The following is a 19,426-nucleotide window of genomic DNA, read 5'->3' as shown; positions in this document are numbered from 1 at the left end:
ACACAGGCTGCCTGTCTCACTCCGTCGAGTGGTGAGGCGCCCCCCGCCATCCAGTCGTCGGCAACGCGAATTTCGCCACCAACCGGTCCGTGAACGACGAGTGGTGCAGCCGGGCCAGCCGCACCGGCACCGCCCCCCGCCGCACCTCCACCCGCGCCCCGGGCGGCAGCTCCACGGTCCGCCGCCCGTCGCACCACAGCACCCCCGGCGGGATGTGCGGCAGGACCTCCACGGCCAGCACGGAGTCCGGCGAGGTCACCAGCGGCTTGGCGAACAGCGCGTGCGCGCTGATCGGCACCATCAGCAGCGCCTCCACCTCGGGCCACACCACCGGCCCGCCGGCGGAGAAGGCGTACGCCGTGGACCCGGTCGGCGTGGACAGCACGACACCGTCGCAGCCGAACCCCGTCACCGGGCGCCCGTCGATCTCCAGCACGACTTCCAGCAGCTTCTCGGCGCCGGCCTTCTGCACGGCCGCCTCGTTCAGCGCCCAGTCGGTGTGCACGATGTCCCCGTTGCGGTGCACCACGACGTCGACGGTCATCCGCTCCTCGACCTCGTACGACCGCGCCACCACCCGGTCGACCACCCGATCGAGGTCGTCGCGCTCGGCCTCCGCGAGGAATCCCACCCGTCCGAGGTTGACGCCGAGCATCGGCACCCCGGACGCCCGGGCGAACTCGGCACCCCGCAGCAGCGTTCCGTCGCCGCCGAGGACGATCAGCAGCTCGCACCCGTCGAGGCAGTCCGGCGTCGCCTCCTTGACCAGCCCCACCTCCTCGGGCAGCGGCAGGTCGCGCGCCTCCTCCTCCAGCACCCGCACCCCGATGCCATGCCGGAGCAGCCCCTTGACGACGAGTTCCGCACTGCGGATCGCCGCGGGCCGCCCGGTGTGGGCGAGCAGGAAAACAGTACGCGCCAGGTTCTGTGTCAACGCGGCCCCTCCGCCACTGCACGGTCGACGTCGGCCGGGTCCAGGCGGGGAGCCCCGGACCGCAGCCAGAGAAAGTACTCGACATTGCCCGAGGGCCCGGGCAGCGGACTCGCGGTGACACCACGCACCCCGAGCCCCAGCTCCCAGGCCTTCTCGGCCACTGCCCGCACGGCCTCCGCCCGCAGCTGCGGACTCCGTACGACACCCCCGCTACCGAGCCGTTCCTTGCCCACTTCGAACTGCGGCTTGACCATCATCACCAGGTCGGCGTCCGGCTTCACGCACCGCTTGAGGGCCGGCAGCACCAGCCCGAGTGGGATGAAGGACAGATCACCCACGACAAGATCCACAGCTTCCCCATCGATCGCGTCGAGCGTCAACTCCCTCACGTTCGTACGGTCCTTGACGGTGACGCGTTCATCGTTCCGGAGAGACCAGGCGAGCTGGCCGTATCCGACGTCCACGGCGACGACCTGCGCGGCGCCCGCGCGCAGCAGCACGTCGGTGAAGCCGCCGGTGGACGCGCCGGCGTCCAGCGCGCGCCGGCCCTCGACCACGAGCCCCTGCGGGACGAAGGCCTTGAGCGCGCCGGCGAGCTTGTGGCCGCCCCGGGAGACGTAGTCGGGGTCGCTGTCGTCGGCCTGGACGACGATCGCCGCGGCCGTCTCCACCTGCGTGGCCGGCTTGGTCGCCACGGTTCTGCCGACGGTGACCCGCCCGGCGGCGATCAGCTGGCTGGCGTGCTCGCGCGAGCGCGCGAGCTTCCGCCGGACCAGCTCCGCGTCCAGACGACGGCGTGCGACTCCTGCCACGTTCGGTTCAGCTCCTGCTTTTGTTTTTTCGTCACGGCCGTGGGGGCACGGGAGGTCCCGGGCGGGCGTCGAGCGCGGTGAGCGCGTCGCGCAGCCCCCGATGTACATCCTCGTACACCTCGACGTGTCCGTCGGTGGCGAGGTGGTCGGTGTCGGCGAGCCGGTCGAGCTGGGCGTCGACCTCGGCGTTGCCGGTGGGGGCGCGCGGGACGTTCAGGGGGGCGGGCGCGGCCGGATCGTACGCCTCCGCCGCTTCCCGCGCCTCCGCGGGGATCTCCGTCTCCGGTACCGAGTCGCTCATGCCCCGACGCTATCGCGAACCGCTGGGGTACCGTCGGGGGCGATGGCCACGATCGAGGAGTGCCGCGCCGCACTGGGCAAGCTTTCGGACAACATGCAGGGCGCCGAGGGCGACGTCCGGGCGGCCGCCGCCCTGGACCGCTCGGTGACCTGTCACATCACCGACCTGGACGTCACCTTCGTCGGCCGGATGACCGACGGCCGGATCGAGGTGGACGACACCCACCCCGGCCCACCGCACGACAAGGCGCAGATCAGGCTCGCCATGGCCGGGGACGACCTGGTGGCCCTGGTGGGCGGCGAGCTGAACTTCGCGACCGCCTGGGGCAGAGGCCGGGTGCGGCTGGAGGCGAGCCTGCTGGACCTGTTCCGGCTCAGGAAGCTGCTGTGATCTTCCGGCTCAGCCAGCTGCTGTGACCCGCGCCTTCCTGGCCGCCGGGACGACGAGCGGGGTGCCCGTCTCCGGGTCGTCGATGATCTGGCAGCGCAGCCCGAAGACCTCCTCGACCAGTTCGGCCGTGACGACGTCGTTCGGGGCGCCCTCGGCGACGACCTCGCCGCCGCGCAGGGCGATCAGGTGGGTGGCGTAGCGGGCCGCGTGGTTGAGGTCGTGCAGCACGGCCACCAGTGTGCGCCCCTGCTCCTCGTGCAGCTCGGCGCACAGGTCGAGGACGTCGATCTGGTGCTGGATGTCGAGGTAGGTGGTCGGCTCGTCCAGGAGCAGCAGCGGGGTCTGCTGGGCCAGCGCCATGGCGATCCACACCCGCTGGCGCTGCCCGCCGGACAGCTCGTCGACGTACCGGTCGGCCAGCCCGTCGACCCCGGTCTGCCGCATGGACTCCTGTACGACCCGCTCGTCCTCGGCCGACCACTGGCGCAGCAGGCCCTGGTGCGGGTAGCGGCCACGGCCCACGAGGTCGGCGACGGTGATGCCGTCGGGCGCGATGGACGACTGCGGCAGCAGGCCGAGGGTCCGGGCGACCTTCTTCGCGGGCATCGACTGGACGACCTGCCCGTCGAGCAGCACCCGGCCCTCGCTGGGCCTGAGCATCCGCGACAGCGCCCGCAGCAGCGTCGACTTGCCGCACGCGTTCGGGCCGACGATCACCGTGAAGGAGTTGTCGGGGATCTCCACCGACAGCTGCTCGGCGATGACGCGCTGGTCGTAGGCGAGGGTGACGTTCTCGGCGGACAGGCGGTTCACAGTGCTCCTCGGGGTGTTCGGGTTCGTGCCGCGCGCATCCGACCCGCCGTGCATGCGCTTCATATCCGGCCCGCCCTGCGCTCGGTGACCAGCAGCCACAGCAGATAGCCGCCGCCGAGGACGCCGGTGACCACGCCGACGGGCAGCTGGTCGGCGCCGAAGAGACGCTGGGAGGCCCAGTCGGCGGCAACCAGCAGGGCGGCGCCCATGCACAGGGAGGGCACGAGGTTCGGGCCCGGCGAGCGGGTCAGGCGCCGGGCGAGCTGCGGTGCGGTGAGCGCGACGAAGCTGACGGGGCCGGCGGCCGCGGTGGCGGCGGCGGTGAGCAGTACGGCGGAGACCATCAGCACCAGCCGGACGCGCTGCACACGCACCCCGAGGGCGTTCGCGACGTCGTCGCCCATCTCCATCATCCGAAGACCGCGCGCGTTGGCGAGGACCAGCGGGACGAGGACGGCGCACAGGGCGAGCAGTGGCCAGACCTGGTCCCAGTCCCGGCCGTTGAGGGAGCCGGTCATCCACACGACCGCGCGGGCCGCGTCGACCAGGTCGGCCTTGGTGAGCAGATAGCCATTGACCGCGGTCGCGATCGCGGAGACACCGATACCGACCAGGACCAGCCGGTATCCGTGCACGCCCTGCTTCCAGGCGAGCAGATAGATGGCGCACCCGGTCACCAGGCCGCCGACCAGCGCACCGAAGGTGACCTGCGCGGAGGTGCCGGACATCAGCACGATCACGACCAGCGCACCGGCCGTCGAACCCTGTGACAGACCGAGGACGTCCGGACTGCCCAGCGGATTGCGGGAGACGGACTGGAACAGCGCACCGCCGAGACCGAGCGAGGCGCCGACCAGCAGACCGACCAGCACGCGCGGCAGCCGCAGCTCGTTCACGATGAAGTCCTGGTACGCGGTGCCGTTCCCGGCGAGGGTCTTCAGCACGTCGGCCGCCGGAATCCCCGCGTCGCCGGTGCCGATCAGCGCGACACCGGCCGCGCAGGCGGCGGCCAGCAGCAGGACGACGACGATCAGGGCACGCGGGTCCACGCGGAGGGACAGCCCACCGGGAGTGCGCACGGCACGGCTCGCGGTCCGGCTCGTGGAGTGGGTCTTCACAGCTGGGCCGTCCTCCGCCGTCGTACGAGAAAGATGAAGACCGGGCCGCCGATCAGAGCGGTGACGATGCCGACCTGGAGCTCCGAGGGACGGGCCACGACCCGGCCGAGGACATCGGCGCCGAGCAGCAGCACGGGCGACAGAACCGTGGCGTACGGCAGGATCCAGCGCAGGTCGGGCCCGGTGAAGGAGCGCACGACGTGCGGCACCATGAGGCCGACGAACACGATCGGGCCGCAGGCGGCGGTCGCGGCACCGCACAGCACGGTGGCTGCCAGCATGGCGAGCGCACGGGTGCGGCCCAGGTGGGCGCCGAGGGCGCGGGCGGTGTCGTCGCCCATCGCCACGGCGTTCAGCGGCCGGGCCAGCCCGAGCGCGAGGAGCATGCCGGCCGCGAGGAAGGGCAGCACCTGCAGGATGGTGGAGTTCGTGGCCGAGGCCAGCGAACCCACCGTCCAGAAGCGCATCTTGCCCAGTGCCGCGTCGTCCATGATCATCACGGCCTGGAGATAGCCGTACAGGGCCGCGCTGATCGCCGTACCGGCGAGCGCCAGCCGGACCGGGGTGGCGCCCCGGCTGCCGCCGAGGAACCACACCAGCGCGCCGACCGCCGCCGCGCCGAGGAAGGCGAACCACACGTAGCCGGTGAGGCTGGTGACGCCGAGATAGGTGATGGCGGTGACGACGGCGGCCGAGGCACCGGCGTTGATCCCGAGCAGCCCGGGATCGGCCAGCGGATTACGGGTGAGCGCCTGGAGCACGGCACCGGACAGACCGAGCGCGGCACCGGCCAGCAGACCGAGCACCGTGCGCGAGAGCCGCTCGTCCACGACGACGTCGCCGTACGTCCCCCTGCCATGGAACAGGCCGTGCCAGACCTGGTCCGGCGAGAGCGCCTTCGCCCCGATCGCGATGCTCGCCAGGGCGACGAGCACCAGGACCGCGACGGAGAGCAGGAGCCCAAGGGCCCGTACCGCCTTGCGACTTGGAGGCGCGGGGGCGGTCTCCGCGCGCTGTTCCGGAGGACTGTCGACCAACACGAGGTTAGGTTAGCCTACCCTCGCTACCGATCTCGATCCTTGGGTGCATAAGCGTCACAGTCCGAGACGTGCCAGCGCCTTCCCCCCGTCCAGCTCGCAGGAACCCTCGCCCGCCGCCGTCCAGGCCGCCGCGCACAGCGCCCGCAGGCCGTCCAGCGGCTCGCCGTCACCCTCCAGCTCCAGTCGGTCCGCGCCGGCCGTCGCCGTCCAGCCACCGCACCGGAAGCCCTCCGTGAGCGGGTCGACCTCCGGCTGCCCGGTGAGCAGCCCGCGCAGATCCGCGTCCACGTACGTCGGCCGGTGCTGCGGCGGCGCGGCCAGCAGCTGGGCGCCGTCGGTGACGCCGGTCAGCACGAGCAGCGAATCGACCCCGCCGTTGAACGCCCCCTCGATGTCCGTGTCCAGCCGGTCCCCGACCACCAGCGGCCGCTTCGCACCGGTACGTATGATCGTCTCCCTGTGCATCGGCGGCAGCGGCTTGCCCGCGACCTGCGGCTCCTTGCCCGTCGCGATCCGCACGACCTCCACCGCCGCCCCGTTGCCCGGCGCGATGCCCCGCCCGCTCGGAATCGTCAGATCCGTGTTGGACGCGAACCACGGCACCCCGCGCGCCACCGCGTACGACGCCTCCGCGAACCGCCCCCAGGTCAGCTCGGGCCCGCCGAACCCCTGCACCACCGCCGCCGGATCGTCGTCCGCCGACTCCACGGGCGTGAGCCCCCGCTCGCGCAGCGCCACCCGCAGCCCCTCACCACCGATCACCAGCACCCGCGCCCCCGCCGGCACCTGCTCGCTGATCAGCCGCGCCACCGCCTGCGCGGACGTGATGACATCGTCAGCGCCTGTCGGTATGCCCAGCTCTGTGAGGTGCTCCGCCACCGTGTCCGGCGTCCGCAGCGCGTTGTTCGTGACGTACGCCAGATGCATCCCGCCCGCACGCGCCACCGCCAGCGAGTCGACCGCGTGCACGATCGCGTTCCCGCCCGCGTACACCACCCCGTCCAGATCGAGCAGCGCCGTGTCGTACGCCTCGCTCAGGGGCTGCCCACTGCCCTCGGGCCTCGTCCTGACCGCCTGGCTCATTCCACATCGCTCCTCGTTCGATCGCCTTTCCCCCGATCATCCCGCACGCCACTGACACACGTACGATGCCGGGATGAATACCGCAGGTCACTCGGAAGCAAGGGCGCCCCGAGGCCTGGAACTCACGCCGTTCCGAGGCCTTCGCTACGACCCCGAACGGGTCGGCAGCCTCGCCGCCGTCACCTCCCCGCCGTACGACGTCGTCGTACGGCCCGACGGGGTGCACCACCTCCAGTCCGCCGACCCGCACAACATCGTCCGGCTGATCCTGCCCCAGGCCGGCACCCCGAGCGCCGGTACCGAACAGGCGGCCGACACCCTGCGCCGCTGGCTGGCCGAGGGCATCCTCACCGCGGACCCCGAACCCTGCCTGTACGTCTACGAACAGCGGGACGGAGGCGGCATGCTCCAGCGCGGTGTCATCGGCACCCTGCGGATCTCGGAGCCGGCCGAGGGCGTGGTGCTGCCGCACGAGGACGTCATGCCCCCCGTGGTCGCCGACCGCGCGGCCCTGATGCGCGCCACGCGCGCGAACCTGGAACCGCTGCTGCTGACCTACCGCGGCAACGGCACCACCGCCGAGGTGATCGAGCGTACGGCGGAGAAGCCCCCGCTGCTCTCCACGACCACCGAGGACGGCTTCCACCACAGCCTGTGGTCGGTCACCGACCCAGCCGACCTGAACCGCATCCAGACGGACCTCGCCCGGCACCAGGCCCTCATCGCCGACGGCCACCACCGCTGGGCCACCTACCGGCTGCTCCGCGCGGAACAGCCCTCCCCCGGACCCTGGGACTACGGCCTGGTGCTCCTCGTCGACACCGCCCGCTACCCGCTGCGCGTCCGCGCCATCCACCGCCTGCTGCACCGCCTGCCGGTCGCGGACGCGCTGTCCGCCGTGGAGGGCCTGTTCCGGATACGCCGCCTCGACGTGCCCCTGGCCGACGCCCTGGAGGTGCTCGCGGACGCCACCTGCACGGGCAACGCCTTCCTGCTGGCCGGCGACGGCGCCTTCCACCTGCTCGACCGCCCGGACCCGGACCTGCTGGCCCGCACGATCCCGGCCGACCGCCCCACCGCCTGGCGCTCCCTGGACGCCACGGTCCTGCACGCCACGCTCCTCGACCACGTCTGGCACATCCCCGAGGACTCACCCGCCGACATCGCCTACATCCACGACACGGCCGCGACGGTCACCAAGGCGGAACGCGACGGCGGTACGGCCGTCCTGATGCACCCCGTCCGCGAGGAGGTCGTACGCGACCTGGCCCGCCAGGGCGTGACCATGCCCCGCAAATCGACGTCGTTCGGCCCCAAGCCGGCGTCGGGACTGGTGCTTCGGGCGCTGGAGATCTGAGCCGACGGCATACAGGCATGCAGCGGCATACAAAAAAGAGGGCAGGCTCCGCGGGGAGCCTGCCCTCTTCTCAGTGACGGACGTCAGTCCTTGTCGTCGTCCTTGTCGTCATCCTTGTCAGCGTCCTTGTCGTCGTCCTCCTCGGAGACGTGCGCGGACGACTCGGTGCCACCCTCGGTCCCGGTCTCGTCGAGGGCGTCGACGAACTCCACGCCGTCCAGCTCGGCGAGCCGGTCCGAGGCGTCCGTACTGCCGTCCCGGTCGGCCTCGACGGCCTTGGCGAACCAGTCCCGCGCCTCGCCTTCCCGGCCGGCGGCCAGCAGAGCGTCGGCGTACGCGTAGCGCAGGCGCGCGGTCCACGGCTGCACCGAGTTGGACGCCAGCTCGGGGCTCTGCAGAGTCACGATGGCCGCGTCCAGCTGGCCCATGTCACGCCGGGCGCCGGCCGCGACGAGCCGCATCTCGACCTGACCGGCCTTGTCCAGCTTGTGCACCTCCGGGGCGCCGGCCATGTCCAGCGCCTTCTCCGGCCGCCCGAGCCCACGCTCGCAGTCGGCCATCACCGGCCACAGCTCCACGCTGCCGGTCATCCGGCGCGCGGCACGGAACTCGGCGAGGGCCTCGCTGTACTTCTGGTTGGCGTACGCGGCGAATCCGGCCGCCTCGCGTACGGCGGCCACGCGGGACGCCAGGCGCAGGGCCACCCTGGAGTAGCCGTACGCGCCCTCGGGGTCCTCGTCGATGAGCCGCGCGACCATCACCAGGTTCTTGGCGACATCGTCCGCGAGCGTCTTGGGCAGGCTCTGCAGCTCCTGACGAACGTCCTTGTCGATCTCGTCGCCGGTGACGTCCTCCGGGATCGGCAGCCGCTTGATCGGCTCGCGGTCGCGGTCCCGGTCACGGTCGCGCTCATCGCGGAAGCGGCCACCGCCACGGCGGTCGTCACGGCGGTCGTCGCGGCGCCCGTAGCCACCGCGGTCGTCGTCACGCCGGAAACCACCGGGCCGCCCACCGCGGTCGTCCCGCCGCGGCCCACGGGCACCACGCTCGTCCCGGCCCCGGAACCCGCCGCGGTCACCACGCTCACCGCGCTCAGCGCGGTCGCTGTCCCGCCGGAAGCCGCCACGGTCCTCACCACGCCGGTCGTCCCGACGGTCGTCCCGACGGTCATCGCGCCGACCGTAGCCACCACGGTCGGTACCACGGCGGTCGTCGTCGCGGCGGACGGCCGGCCGGTCGCCACCGCGGTCGTCGCGCCGGAAGCCCCGGTCGTCGCGGCGGTCGTCACGACGCGGCCCACGGTCACGGTCGTCCCGCTGGAACGCCGGACGCGGACCACGGTCACGACGCTCGCCGTAACCACCACCACGACGGTCATCACGCCGGTCGTCGCGACGCTCATCGCGCCGGTCGTCACGGCGGTCGTCACGGCGCCCGTAGCCACCACGGTCGTCCTCACGCCGGAAACCACCGCGATCGCCATAACCGCCGCCACGGTTGTCATCGCGCCGACCGTAACCACCACGGTCACTGCCACGGCGGTCGTCGTCGCGGCGGACGGCCGGCCGGTCGCCACCGCGGTCGTCGCGCCGGAAGCCCCGGTCGTCGCGGCGGTCGTCACGACGCGGCCCACGGTCACGGTCGTCCCGCTGGAACGCCGGACGCGGACCACGGTCACGACGCTCGCCGTAACCACCACCACGACGGTCATCACGCCGGTCGTCGCGACGCTCATCGCGCCGGTCGTCACGGCGGTCGTCACGGCGCCCGTAGCCACCACGGTCGTCCTCACGCCGGAAACCACCGCGATCGCCATAACCGCCGCCACGGTTGTCATCGCGCCGACCGTAACCACCACGGTCACTGCCACGGCGGTCGCTGTCACGGCGGTCCCCGCGGTAGCCGCCGCGGTCACCACTGTCCCGTCGCCGCTGGTCGCGCTCCGGTCGGTCGTCGGGAGAGTTGGTGGACATGGTGACTCCTGTCTTCGGTACCGCAAGCATTGTAAAAACAAAAGGACCCCTGGTCCCAGCTGAACGCTGGGACCAGGGGTCCTCCAAAGATTGTTCGGCGGCGTCCTACTCTCCCACAGGGTCCCCCCTGCAGTACCATCGGCGCTGTGAGGCTTAGCTTCCGGGTTCGGAATGTAACCGGGCGTTTCCCTCACGCTATGACCACCGAAACCCTAATGGTTTCGAGCGAACAAGCACACTTTTCTGTTATGCGTTCTGCTCAAAGTCGGCAACGGTCGTTGCCTCAGAACTAACACAGTGGACGCGAGCAACTGAGGACAAGCCCTCGGCCTATTAGTACCGGTCACCTCCACCAGTTACCTGGCTTCCAGATCCGGCCTATCAACCCAGTCGTCTACTGGGAGCCTTACCCCATCAAGTGGGTGGGAGTCCTCATCTCGAAGCAGGCTTCCCGCTTAGATGCTTTCAGCGGTTATCCCTCCCGAACGTAGCCAACCAGCCATGCCCTTGGCAGAACAACTGGCACACCAGAGGTTCGTCCGTCCCGGTCCTCTCGTACTAGGGACAGCCCTTCTCAAGACTCCTACGCGCACAGCGGATAGGGACCGAACTGTCTCACGACGTTCTAAACCCAGCTCGCGTACCGCTTTAATGGGCGAACAGCCCAACCCTTGGGACCGACTCCAGCCCCAGGATGCGACGAGCCGACATCGAGGTGCCAAACCATCCCGTCGATATGGACTCTTGGGGAAGATCAGCCTGTTATCCCCGGGGTACCTTTTATCCGTTGAGCGACGGCGCTTCCACAAGCCACCGCCGGATCACTAGTCCCGACTTTCGTCCCTGCTCGACCCGTCGGTCTCACAGTCAAGCTCCCTTGTGCACTTACACTCAACACCTGATTGCCAACCAGGCTGAGGGAACCTTTGGGCGCCTCCGTTACCCTTTAGGAGGCAACCGCCCCAGTTAAACTACCCATCAGACACTGTCCCTGATCCGGATCACGGACCCAGGTTAGACATCCAGCACGACCAGACTGGTATTTCAACGACGACTCCACAAACACTGGCGTGCCTGCTTCAAAGTCTCCCAGCTATCCTACACAAGCCGAACCGAACACCAATATCAAACTGTAGTAAAGGTCCCGGGGTCTTTCCGTCCTGCTGCGCGAAACGAGCATCTTTACTCGTAGTGCAATTTCACCGGGCCTATGGTTGAGACAGTCGAGAAGTCGTTACGCCATTCGTGCAGGTCGGAACTTACCCGACAAGGAATTTCGCTACCTTAGGATGGTTATAGTTACCACCGCCGTTTACTGGCGCTTAAGTTCTCAGCTTCGCCCACCCGAAAGTGAGCTAACCGGTCCCCTTAACGTTCCAGCACCGGGCAGGCGTCAGTCCGTATACATCGCCTTACGGCTTCGCACGGACCTGTGTTTTTAGTAAACAGTCGCTTCTCGCTGGTCTCTGCGGCCACCCCCAGCTCACCGAGTAAATCGGATCACCAGGCGTGGCCCCCCTTCTCCCGAAGTTACGGGGGCATTTTGCCGAGTTCCTTAACCATAGTTCACCCGAACGCCTCGGTATTCTCTACCTGACCACCTGAGTCGGTTTAGGGTACGGGCCGCCATGAAACTCGCTAGAGGCTTTTCTCGACAGCATAGGATCATCCACTTCACCACAATCGGCTCGGCATCAGGTCTCAGCCGTATGCAAGGCGGATTTGCCTACCTTGCGGCCTACACCCTTACCCCGGGACAACCACCGCCCGGGATGGACTACCTTCCTGCGTCACCCCATCACTCACCTACTACCAGCTCGGGTCACCGGCTCCACCACTCCCACCCACAGCAAAGCTGGGGGCAGGCGGCTTCACGGGCTTAGCATCACTGGATTCGATGTTTGACGCTTCACAGCGGGTACCGGAATATCAACCGGTTATCCATCGACTACGCCTGTCGGCCTCGCCTTAGGTCCCGACTTACCCTGGGCAGATCAGCTTGACCCAGGAACCCTTAGTCAATCGGCGCACACGTTTCTCACGTGTGAATCGCTACTCATGCCTGCATTCTCACTCGTCAACCGTCCACAACTACCTTCCGGTGCTGCTTCACCCGGCAGACGACGCTCCCCTACCCATCACAGCACCCGTTGGGGCTATATGCTGCAATGACACGACTTCGGCGGTACGCTTGAGCCCCGCTACATTGTCGGCGCGGAATCACTAGACCAGTGAGCTATTACGCACTCTTTCAAGGGTGGCTGCTTCTAAGCCAACCTCCTGGTTGTCTGTGCGACTCCACATCCTTTCCCACTTAGCGTACGCTTAGGGGCCTTAGTCGATGCTCTGGGCTGTTTCCCTCTCGACCATGGAGCTTATCCCCCACAGTCTCACTGCCGCGCTCTCACTTACCGGCATTCGGAGTTTGGCTAAGGTCAGTAACCCGGTAGGGCCCATCGCCTATCCAGTGCTCTACCTCCGGCAAGAAACACACGACGCTGCACCTAAATGCATTTCGGGGAGAACCAGCTATCACGGAGTTTGATTGGCCTTTCACCCCTAACCACAGGTCATCCCCCAGGTTTTCAACCCTGGTGGGTTCGGTCCTCCACGAAGTCTTACCTCCGCTTCAACCTGCCCATGGCTAGATCACTCCGCTTCGGGTCTTGAGCGTGCTACTAAAATCGCCCTGTTCGGACTCGCTTTCGCTACGGCTTCCCCACCCGGGTTAACCTCGCAACACACCGCAAACTCGCAGGCTCATTCTTCAAAAGGCACGCAGTCACGAGAATGTGCAAGCACATTCCGACGCTCCCACGGCTTGTAGGCACACGGTTTCAGGTACTATTTCACTCCCCTCCCGGGGTACTTTTCACCATTCCCTCACGGTACTATCCGCTATCGGTCACCAGGGAATATTTAGGCTTAGCGGGTGGTCCCGCCAGATTCACACGGGATTTCTCGGGCCCCGTGCTACTTGGGTGTCTCTCAAACGAGCCGCTGACGTTTCGACTACGGGGGTCTTACCCTCTACGCCGGACCTTTCGCATGTCCTTCGCCTACATCAACGGTTTCTGACTCGTCCCACGGCCGGCAGACCGTGGAAGAGAGATCCCACAACCCCGCATGCGCAACCCCTGCCGGGTCTCACACGCATACGGTTTGGCCTCATCCGGTTTCGCTCGCCACTACTCCCGGAATCACGGTTGTTTTCTCTTCCTGAGGGTACTGAGATGTTTCACTTCCCCTCGTTCCCTCCACTTGCCCTATGTGTTCAGGCAAGGGTGACAGCCCATGACGACTGCCGGGTTTCCCCATTCGGAAACCCCCGGATCAAAGCCTGGTTGACGACTCCCCGGGGACTATCGCGGCCTCCCACGTCCTTCATCGGTTCCTGGTGCCAAGGCATCCACCGTGCGCCCTTAAAAACTTGGCCACAGATGCTCGCGTCCACTGTGCAGTTCTCAAACAACGACCAGCCACCCATCACCCCGAACCAACGGTCCGAGTGCACTGGGGCCGGCGACTGAGGAAAAACCATTCCCTCAGACACCCAACAGCGTGCCCGACACGATCAGCCGACCAGATCAGCGTTCCACGCCCCGAAGGGGCAGTACTAGCGCCTGGTCCATCCTGGACCGTGCCGAATAATCAACGTTCCACCCATGAGCAACCAGCACCGGACGTTCGCCGATGTACTGGCCTCTGACCGAGCGAACCCGGTAAGAAGTGCTCCTTAGAAAGGAGGTGATCCAGCCGCACCTTCCGGTACGGCTACCTTGTTACGACTTCGTCCCAATCGCTAGTCCCACCTTCGACAGCTCCCTCCCACAAGGGGTTGGGCCACCGGCTTCGGGTGTTACCAACTTTCGTGACGTGACGGGCGGTGTGTACAAGGCCCGGGAACGTATTCACCGCAGCAATGCTGATCTGCGATTACTAGCGACTCCGACTTCATGGGGTCGAGTTGCAGACCCCAATCCGAACTGAGACCGGCTTTTTGAGATTCGCTCCACCTCACGGTATCGCAGCTCTTTGTACCGGCCATTGTAGCACGTGTGCAGCCCAAGACATAAGGGGCATGATGACTTGACGTCGTCCCCACCTTCCTCCGAGTTGACCCCGGCGGTCTCCTGTGAGTCCCCATCACCCCGAAGGGCATGCTGGCAACACAGAACAAGGGTTGCGCTCGTTGCGGGACTTAACCCAACATCTCACGACACGAGCTGACGACAGCCATGCACCACCTGTACACCGACCACAAGGGGGGCACTATCTCTAATGCTTTCCGGTGTATGTCAAGCCTTGGTAAGGTTCTTCGCGTTGCGTCGAATTAAGCCACATGCTCCGCCGCTTGTGCGGGCCCCCGTCAATTCCTTTGAGTTTTAGCCTTGCGGCCGTACTCCCCAGGCGGGGAACTTAATGCGTTAGCTGCGGCACCGACGACGTGGAATGTCGCCAACACCTAGTTCCCACCGTTTACGGCGTGGACTACCAGGGTATCTAATCCTGTTCGCTCCCCACGCTTTCGCTCCTCAGCGTCAGTAATGGCCCAGAGATCCGCCTTCGCCACCGGTGTTCCTCCTGATATCTGCGCATTTCACCGCTACACCAGGAATTCCGATCTCCCCTACCACACTCTAGCTAGCCCGTATCGACTGCAGACCCGAGGTTAAGCCTCGGGCTTTCACAATCGACGTGACAAGCCGCCTACGAGCTCTTTACGCCCAATAATTCCGGACAACGCTTGCGCCCTACGTATTACCGCGGCTGCTGGCACGTAGTTAGCCGGCGCTTCTTCTGCAGGTACCGTCACTTGCGCTTCTTCCCTGCTGAAAGAGGTTTACAACCCGAAGGCCGTCATCCCTCACGCGGCGTCGCTGCATCAGGCTTTCGCCCATTGTGCAATATTCCCCACTGCTGCCTCCCGTAGGAGTCTGGGCCGTGTCTCAGTCCCAGTGTGGCCGGTCGCCCTCTCAGGCCGGCTACCCGTCGTCGCCTTGGTGAGCCATTACCTCACCAACAAGCTGATAGGCCGCGGGCTCATCCTTCACCGCCGGAGCTTTCCAGGATCGGAGATGCCTCCGAACCTCGTATCCGGTATTAGACCCCGTTTCCAGGGCTTGTCCCAGAGTGAAGGGCAGATTGCCCACGTGTTACTCACCCGTTCGCCACTAATCCACCCCGAAGGGCTTCATCGTTCGACTTGCATGTGTTAAGCACGCCGCCAGCGTTCGTCCTGAGCCAGGATCAAACTCTCCGTGAATGTTTTCCCGTGATCGGGATGAACACCACGAGAGCGGTGCAAGAGGAGGAATGATCCTCTCGCACACAGCGTCCTCGCTGTGTTATTTCAAAGGAACCTCGCCCCAGCAGATGCTGGAGACGGGGTATCAACATATCTGGCGTTGATTTTTGGCACGCTGTTGAGTTCTCAAGGAACGGTCGCTTCCTTTGTACTCACCCTCTCGGGCTTTCCTCCGGGCTTCCCTTCGGTGTTTCCGACTCTATCAGATCCTTTCGGCGTCTGATTCCCGGTCGGCGGGTTGTCTTCGAGCTTTTGGGCTTTCGCCTGTCGGCCTTTCGACATTCACTACGTTAGCTCATTTCTTCGGCGACTCATAATCGAGTCTCGCGGGTTCGAATTTCGGGCACGCGGGCGCGCCGAAATCGACCCCGGCGAAGGGGTTGTAGCTAGGTAGTGGGGTGGCCGCTCCGGCTGCTGGCGATTGCCGTACCCGGTTCAGCGGCTTGGGATACGTTACGCACCTTCCAGGCACGCGTCAACTTCGGCGCCGCCTCGGTACATGGGCCCGATAGGGGCTCACCGTCGGATCGTCGGCAACCCAGTAACGCCACGGATGGACATCGCCGTTGCCGCCTTCGCCGGCGACTCCGGTGCGGGCACCGCTCCGTACCTGGTGAGCGGGGATCTTCGTGCCGGTCAGCATCCGCAAGGGTGTCTCGCCGGAGGCGCAGGCGTCCGTGCCGTTCAGGGCACGGTCGACCCCCAGGGCGGTGGCCAGGCGAGCCGGTCCTTTGGCGAGTTCCTTGTCGTTGCGGGCCGAAAGTCGACGTTTACGGGCCAGGTCCGCGCCCTCGACCACCTCGCCGGCGCGGAGCAGGACGGCGCTCGCGCGGCCTTCGGGACCGCAGACGAGGTTCATGCAGTGCCACATGCCGTAGGTGAAGTAGACGTACACGTAGCCGGGCGGCCCGAACATCACCTCGTTGCGGGCGGTGCGGCCGCGGTAGGCGTGGGAGCCGGGGTCGTTCGGGCCGTCGTACGCCTCGACCTCCGTGAGGCGGACGGCGATGGGGCCCTCGGAGGTCGTACGGACCAGGATGCGGCCGAGGAGGTCGGGGGCCACTTCGAGGACCGGGCGGTCGAAGAACTCTCTGGGCAGAGGCGTACGGTCCGGGGGCGCGATCATGTCGTCCGAGGGTAATGGAGAGCGGGCATGGCGCCGGCGGAACCGGTCGGGGGGCGGATGCGTTTGTAGGGGTCGAGGTTCCTTCGTAAAGGGAGAGTCAATGGCGTTCAAGAAGCTGCTCGCGAGCCTGGGGGCCGGCGGGGCCTCGGTCGAGACCGTGCTGACCGAGGTGAACGTGGTGCCGGGTGGCGTCGTCCAGGGTGAGGTGCGGATCCAGGGCGGGTCCGTGAACCAGGACATCGAGGGGCTGTCGGTCGGGCTCCAGGCCAAGGTCGAGGTGGAGAGCGGCGACCAGGAGTACAAGCAGGACATCGAGTTCACGAAGGTGCGGCTCGGTGGTGCCTTCGAGCTGCAGGCGGGCGCGGTGCACGCGGTGCCGTTCGGGCTGGAGATTCCCTGGGAGACGCCGGTCACGATGATCGACGGGCAGGCGCTGCGCGGGATGCACATCGGGGTGACGACCGAGCTGGCCATCGCGCGGGCTGTGGACTCCTCCGATCTCGACCCCATCAATGTGCATCCGCTGCCGGCGCAGAAGGCGATCCTGGACGCCTTCATCCAGCTGGGCTTCCGCTTCAAGAACGCGGACATGGAGCGCGGTCACATCCGGGGGACACGGCAGTCGCTGCCCTTCTACCAGGAGATCGAGTTCCACCCGCCGGCGCAGTACCGGGGGCTGAACCAGGTCGAGCTGAGCTTCGTTGCCGACGCGTACGCGATGGACGTCGTCCTTGAAATGGACAAGAAGCCGGGTCTGTTCAGCGAGGGTTCGGACACCTACCGGTCCTTCCAGGTCGGGCTGAACGACTGGCAGGGGACCGACTGGGCGGCTTATCTGAACCAGTGGCTGTCCGAGGTCGGCAGCAAGCGCAACTGGTTCTAGGCTCGGGAACTGCTGATTCCAGATCATCGATCAGGAGGTACCGAGGTGACCGAGCTCAAGCGGCGGCCGCTCCCCCACGATTTCCATCCGCCCGTGCCGTCGTTCACGGTGACGAGCGCGGACATCGAGGAGGGTGCGAAGCTCAAGGACGCTCAGGTCTACGCGAAGGGCAACACCTCGCCGCAGCTGCGGTGGGAGGGCTTCCCGGAGGGGACCAAGAGCTTCGCCGTGACCTGCTACGACCCGGATGCCCCGACGGGGAGCGGGTTCTGGCACTGGGTCCTGTTCGACATCCCGGCCTCGGTGACGGAGCTGCCGGCGGGTGCGGGCAGCGGCGCGTTCGAGGGGCTGCCCGAGGGTGCGGTGCAGGTGCGCAACGACTACGGGTCGAAGGACTTCGGCGGTGCCGCGCCGCCGCCCGGGGACGGGCCGCACCGTTACGTCTTCACGGTGTACGCGGTGGACCAGGAGAAGCTCGGTCCGGACGCCGATGTCTCGCCGGCCGTCGTCGGTTTCAATCTGCGATTCCACGCGATCGCGCGTGCCCAGCTCATCGGCGAGTACGAGAACCCCGCGCAGGGCTGAGCGCACCATCGCGATTCAGCCAAGCGTTCATTGAACGTTTGCCCGCCTCCGGTCTTGGAAGTGATCGGAGGCGGGCATTTTTTATTGCGTTGTCCATCTCGGCGCGCCCGTCCAGAGTTGATCCAAGCCCGCCGGGGGGTGGGCAGGTGCACACGGGAGGTGGGCTGGATGCGTGACACGCTGGTTCTGAACGCGAGCTTCGAGCCGCTGTCGACGGTGACCTTGAACCGAGCCGTCGTTCTGGTGCTGCAGGACAAGGCCGTCGTCGAGCAGGCCCATCCCGAGCTGCGGATGCGCGGTGCCGATGTGGACATACCGGCGCCGCGGGTGATCAGGCTGTGCAGGTATGTACGGGTGCCGTTCCGAAGACAAGCTCCGTGGTCGAGGCGGGGGGTGCTGGTCCGGGACCGGCACCGGTGCGCGTACTGCGGGCGCAGGGCCACGACGGTGGACCATGTGCTGCCGCGGGCGCAGGGTGGGCAGGACACGTGGCTGAATACCGTTGCCGCGTGTGCGGAGGACAATCACCGGAAGGCCAACCGGACTCCGGAGGAGGCGGGGATGGCTCTGCTTCGGGAGCCGTTCGAGCCCACTCCCGCGGACGCGATGCTCTTGGCCTTGGGGCAGGAGGACTTCGCTGCGCTTCCTGAGTGGCTTGCTCGGGATGCCGCCTGATCGATACGGCCTCGCGCCCCTGACGGGGCGCGCTGCTGAAACACCCTCAGTCGATGCTGGGCTTCTCCCTGCGTTCCGAGCCATTGTTCTGGGGCGGGATCGAGGAGCCGTTGTTGCCTGATCCTCCGCCCAGGGGGCCGAAGTTGCCCATCGCGCCGGACAGGCCCTTGAGGGCGTCGCCGATTTCGCTGGGGACGATCCAGAGCTTGTTGGCGTCGCCCTCGGCGATCTTCGGGAGCATCTGGAGGTACTGGTAGGACAGCAGCTTCTGGTCGGGGTCGCCGGCGTGGATCGCCTCGAAGACCGTGCGGACCGCCTGGGCCTCGCCTTCGGCGCGCAGGGCGGCGGCCTTGGCCTCACCTTCGGCACGCAGGATCTGGGACTGCTTCTCACCCTCGGCGGTGAGGATGGCGGCCTGGCGCGTACCTTCGGCGGTGAGGATCGCGGCGCGCTTGTCACGGTCGGCGCGCATCTGCTTCTCCATCGAGTCCTGGATGGAGGTGGGGGGCTCGATCGCCTTCAGTTCGACGCGGTTGACGCGGATGCCCCACTTGCCGGTCGCCTCGTCGAGGACGCCGCGCAGGGCCGCGTTGATCTCCTCGCGGGAGGTGAGGGTGCGTTCGAGGTCCATGCCGCCGATGATGTTGCGGAGCGTGGTGACCGTCAGCTGCTCGATCGCCTGGATGTAGCTGGCGACTTCGTAGGTGGCGGCGCGGGCGTCCGTGACCTGGTAGTAGATCACCGTGTCGATGTTGACGACGAGGTTGTCCTGGGTGATCACCGGCTGGGGCGGGAACGGTACGACCTGTTCGCGCAGGTCGATGCGGTTGCGGATGGTGTCGATGAACGGGACCACGATGTTCAGGCCCGCGTTCAGGGTCCGTGTGTAGCGGCCGAAGCGCTCGACGATGGCGGCGCTGGCCTGTGGGATGACCTGGATGGTCTTGATCAGGGCGATGAAGACCAACACCACCAGAATGACCAGGACGATGATGACCGGTTCCATCGTGTTCCCCGTACCCCTCTCT

At 67.0% G+C, this 19,426-nt stretch carries 16 protein-coding genes and 3 rRNA genes; 5 read left to right on the top strand and 14 right to left on the bottom strand.

What is annotated here, in order from left to right; all coding sequences use genetic code 11:
• Positions 1–16: 16 nt before the first annotated feature.
• Genes O1G22_RS32710 through O1G22_RS32700 form a run of 3 tightly spaced genes read right to left on the bottom strand, consistent with a single transcriptional unit; the run spans position 17 to position 2,047 of the window.
• Positions 17–934, bottom strand: coding sequence for an NAD kinase (locus O1G22_RS32710; protein WP_225098426.1), 918 nt, complete (start codon positions 932–934; stop codon positions 17–19).
• Positions 931–1,746, bottom strand: a complete 816-nt coding sequence (locus O1G22_RS32705) for a TlyA family RNA methyltransferase (RefSeq protein WP_270084603.1) — start codon at positions 1,744–1,746, stop codon at positions 931–933. The genes O1G22_RS32710 and O1G22_RS32705 overlap by 4 nt, the downstream gene beginning before the upstream one ends.
• A 31-nt stretch (positions 1,747–1,777) precedes the next feature.
• The gene (locus O1G22_RS32700) at positions 1,778–2,047 is read right to left on the bottom strand and encodes a hypothetical protein (protein WP_270084602.1); all 270 of its coding nucleotides are present in this window, start codon (positions 2,045–2,047) and stop codon (positions 1,778–1,780) included.
• A gap of 42 nt (positions 2,048–2,089) precedes the next feature.
• Here O1G22_RS32700 and O1G22_RS32695 point away from each other — a divergent pair, with 42 nt between their 5' ends.
• Positions 2,090–2,437: a sterol-binding protein gene (locus O1G22_RS32695; RefSeq protein WP_270084601.1), complete on the top strand. Its 348-nt coding sequence runs from the start codon at positions 2,090–2,092 to the stop codon at positions 2,435–2,437.
• Positions 2,438–2,446: 9 nt separating this feature from the next.
• On the opposite strand, the gene O1G22_RS32690 is transcribed toward O1G22_RS32695, so the two are convergent.
• The 4 genes from O1G22_RS32690 to O1G22_RS32675 are packed head-to-tail and all read right to left on the bottom strand — an operon-like array spanning position 2,447 to position 6,491.
• Complete coding sequence (locus tag O1G22_RS32690; protein ID WP_270086613.1) at positions 2,447–3,304, bottom strand: ABC transporter ATP-binding protein; 858 nt, start codon at positions 3,302–3,304, stop codon at positions 2,447–2,449.
• Between the two features lie 5 nt (positions 3,305–3,309).
• Positions 3,310–4,368: a FecCD family ABC transporter permease gene (locus O1G22_RS32685; protein WP_270084600.1), complete on the bottom strand. Its 1,059-nt coding sequence runs from the start codon at positions 4,366–4,368 to the stop codon at positions 3,310–3,312.
• Positions 4,365–5,408: a FecCD family ABC transporter permease gene (locus O1G22_RS32680; RefSeq protein ID WP_270084599.1), complete on the bottom strand. Its 1,044-nt coding sequence runs from the start codon at positions 5,406–5,408 to the stop codon at positions 4,365–4,367. Before O1G22_RS32680 ends, O1G22_RS32685 begins: the two co-directional genes overlap by 4 nt.
• 54 nt (positions 5,409–5,462) lie before the next feature.
• Positions 5,463–6,491 carry an HAD-IIA family hydrolase gene (locus O1G22_RS32675; RefSeq protein WP_270084598.1) on the bottom strand — a complete coding sequence of 343 codons (1,029 nt, stop codon included), beginning with the start codon at positions 6,489–6,491 and terminating at the stop codon, positions 5,463–5,465.
• 73 nt (positions 6,492–6,564) lie between these two features.
• On the opposite strand from O1G22_RS32675, the gene O1G22_RS32670 reads away from it, so the two are divergent.
• Complete coding sequence (locus O1G22_RS32670; protein WP_270084597.1) at positions 6,565–7,848, top strand: DUF1015 domain-containing protein; 1,284 nt, start codon at positions 6,565–6,567, stop codon at positions 7,846–7,848.
• Positions 7,849–7,931: 83 nt separating this feature from the next.
• On the opposite strand, the gene O1G22_RS32665 is transcribed toward O1G22_RS32670, so the two are convergent.
• The 6 genes from O1G22_RS32665 to O1G22_RS32640 form a co-directional block, all read right to left on the bottom strand.
• Complete coding sequence (locus O1G22_RS32665; RefSeq protein ID WP_270086612.1) at positions 7,932–8,714, bottom strand: tetratricopeptide repeat protein; 783 nt, start codon at positions 8,712–8,714, stop codon at positions 7,932–7,934.
• Complete coding sequence (locus tag O1G22_RS32660) at positions 8,606–9,733, bottom strand: hypothetical protein (protein ID WP_270086611.1); 1,128 nt, start codon at positions 9,731–9,733, stop codon at positions 8,606–8,608. Before O1G22_RS32660 ends, O1G22_RS32665 begins: the two co-directional genes overlap by 109 nt.
• A 180-nt stretch (positions 9,734–9,913) precedes the next feature.
• A 5S ribosomal RNA gene (gene rrf / locus O1G22_RS32655) occupies positions 9,914–10,030 on the bottom strand.
• Positions 10,031–10,134: 104 nt separating this feature from the next.
• Positions 10,135–13,257, bottom strand: a 23S ribosomal RNA gene (locus O1G22_RS32650).
• A gap of 304 nt (positions 13,258–13,561) precedes the next feature.
• Positions 13,562–15,087 (bottom strand): 16S ribosomal RNA (locus tag O1G22_RS32645).
• The 16S, 23S and 5S rRNA genes sit together here, the layout of an rRNA operon.
• A 517-nt stretch (positions 15,088–15,604) precedes the next feature.
• Positions 15,605–16,255 carry a DNA-3-methyladenine glycosylase gene (locus O1G22_RS32640; protein ID WP_270084596.1) on the bottom strand — a complete coding sequence of 217 codons (651 nt, stop codon included), beginning with the start codon at positions 16,253–16,255 and terminating at the stop codon, positions 15,605–15,607.
• A gap of 100 nt (positions 16,256–16,355) precedes the next feature.
• Between O1G22_RS32640 and O1G22_RS32635 the strand changes: the two genes are divergently transcribed.
• From O1G22_RS32635 to O1G22_RS32625, 3 genes are all read left to right on the top strand, one after another.
• Complete coding sequence (locus tag O1G22_RS32635) at positions 16,356–17,138, top strand: sporulation protein (protein ID WP_270084595.1); 783 nt, start codon at positions 16,356–16,358, stop codon at positions 17,136–17,138.
• Between the two features lie 45 nt (positions 17,139–17,183).
• The gene (locus O1G22_RS32630; RefSeq protein ID WP_270084594.1) at positions 17,184–17,723 is read left to right on the top strand and encodes a YbhB/YbcL family Raf kinase inhibitor-like protein; all 540 of its coding nucleotides are present in this window, start codon (positions 17,184–17,186) and stop codon (positions 17,721–17,723) included.
• Between the two features lie 168 nt (positions 17,724–17,891).
• Positions 17,892–18,398, top strand: a complete 507-nt coding sequence (locus tag O1G22_RS32625; protein ID WP_225100725.1) for an HNH endonuclease — start codon at positions 17,892–17,894, stop codon at positions 18,396–18,398.
• A gap of 46 nt (positions 18,399–18,444) precedes the next feature.
• Here the strand turns inward: O1G22_RS32625 and O1G22_RS32620 are convergent, their stop codons facing one another.
• On the bottom strand, positions 18,445–19,404 hold the full coding sequence (locus O1G22_RS32620) for an SPFH domain-containing protein (protein ID WP_270084593.1): 960 nt from the start codon (positions 19,402–19,404) through the stop codon (positions 18,445–18,447).
• Between the last annotated feature and the right edge of the window lie 22 nt (positions 19,405–19,426).

The sequence above is a fragment of the Streptomyces camelliae genome (assembly GCF_027625935.1).
GTDB lineage: Bacteria > Actinomycetota > Actinomycetes > Streptomycetales > Streptomycetaceae > Streptomyces > Streptomyces camelliae.
This window is presented reverse-complemented; position numbering and strand designations above follow the sequence as displayed.

Bases quoted from the DNA above. Each gene is read 5' to 3' on its own strand.
- O1G22_RS32670 (WP_270084597.1), top strand. From the start codon at position 6,565: ATGAATACCGCAGGTCACTCGGAAGCAAGGGCGCCCCGAGGCCTGGAA.
- O1G22_RS32620 (WP_270084593.1), bottom strand. From the start codon at position 19,404: ATGGAACCGGTCATCATCGTCCTGGTCATTCTGGTGGTGTTGGTCTTC.
- O1G22_RS32625 (WP_225100725.1), top strand. From the start codon at position 17,892: ATGCGTGACACGCTGGTTCTGAACGCGAGCTTCGAGCCGCTGTCGACG.
- O1G22_RS32640 (WP_270084596.1), bottom strand. From the start codon at position 16,255: ATGATCGCGCCCCCGGACCGTACGCCTCTGCCCAGAGAGTTCTTCGAC.
- O1G22_RS32695 (WP_270084601.1), top strand. From the start codon at position 2,090: ATGGCCACGATCGAGGAGTGCCGCGCCGCACTGGGCAAGCTTTCGGAC.
- O1G22_RS32700 (WP_270084602.1), bottom strand. From the start codon at position 2,047: ATGAGCGACTCGGTACCGGAGACGGAGATCCCCGCGGAGGCGCGGGAA.
- O1G22_RS32690 (WP_270086613.1), bottom strand. From the start codon at position 3,304: ATGCACGGCGGGTCGGATGCGCGCGGCACGAACCCGAACACCCCGAGG.
- O1G22_RS32675 (WP_270084598.1), bottom strand. From the start codon at position 6,491: ATGAGCCAGGCGGTCAGGACGAGGCCCGAGGGCAGTGGGCAGCCCCTG.
- O1G22_RS32635 (WP_270084595.1), top strand. From the start codon at position 16,356: ATGGCGTTCAAGAAGCTGCTCGCGAGCCTGGGGGCCGGCGGGGCCTCG.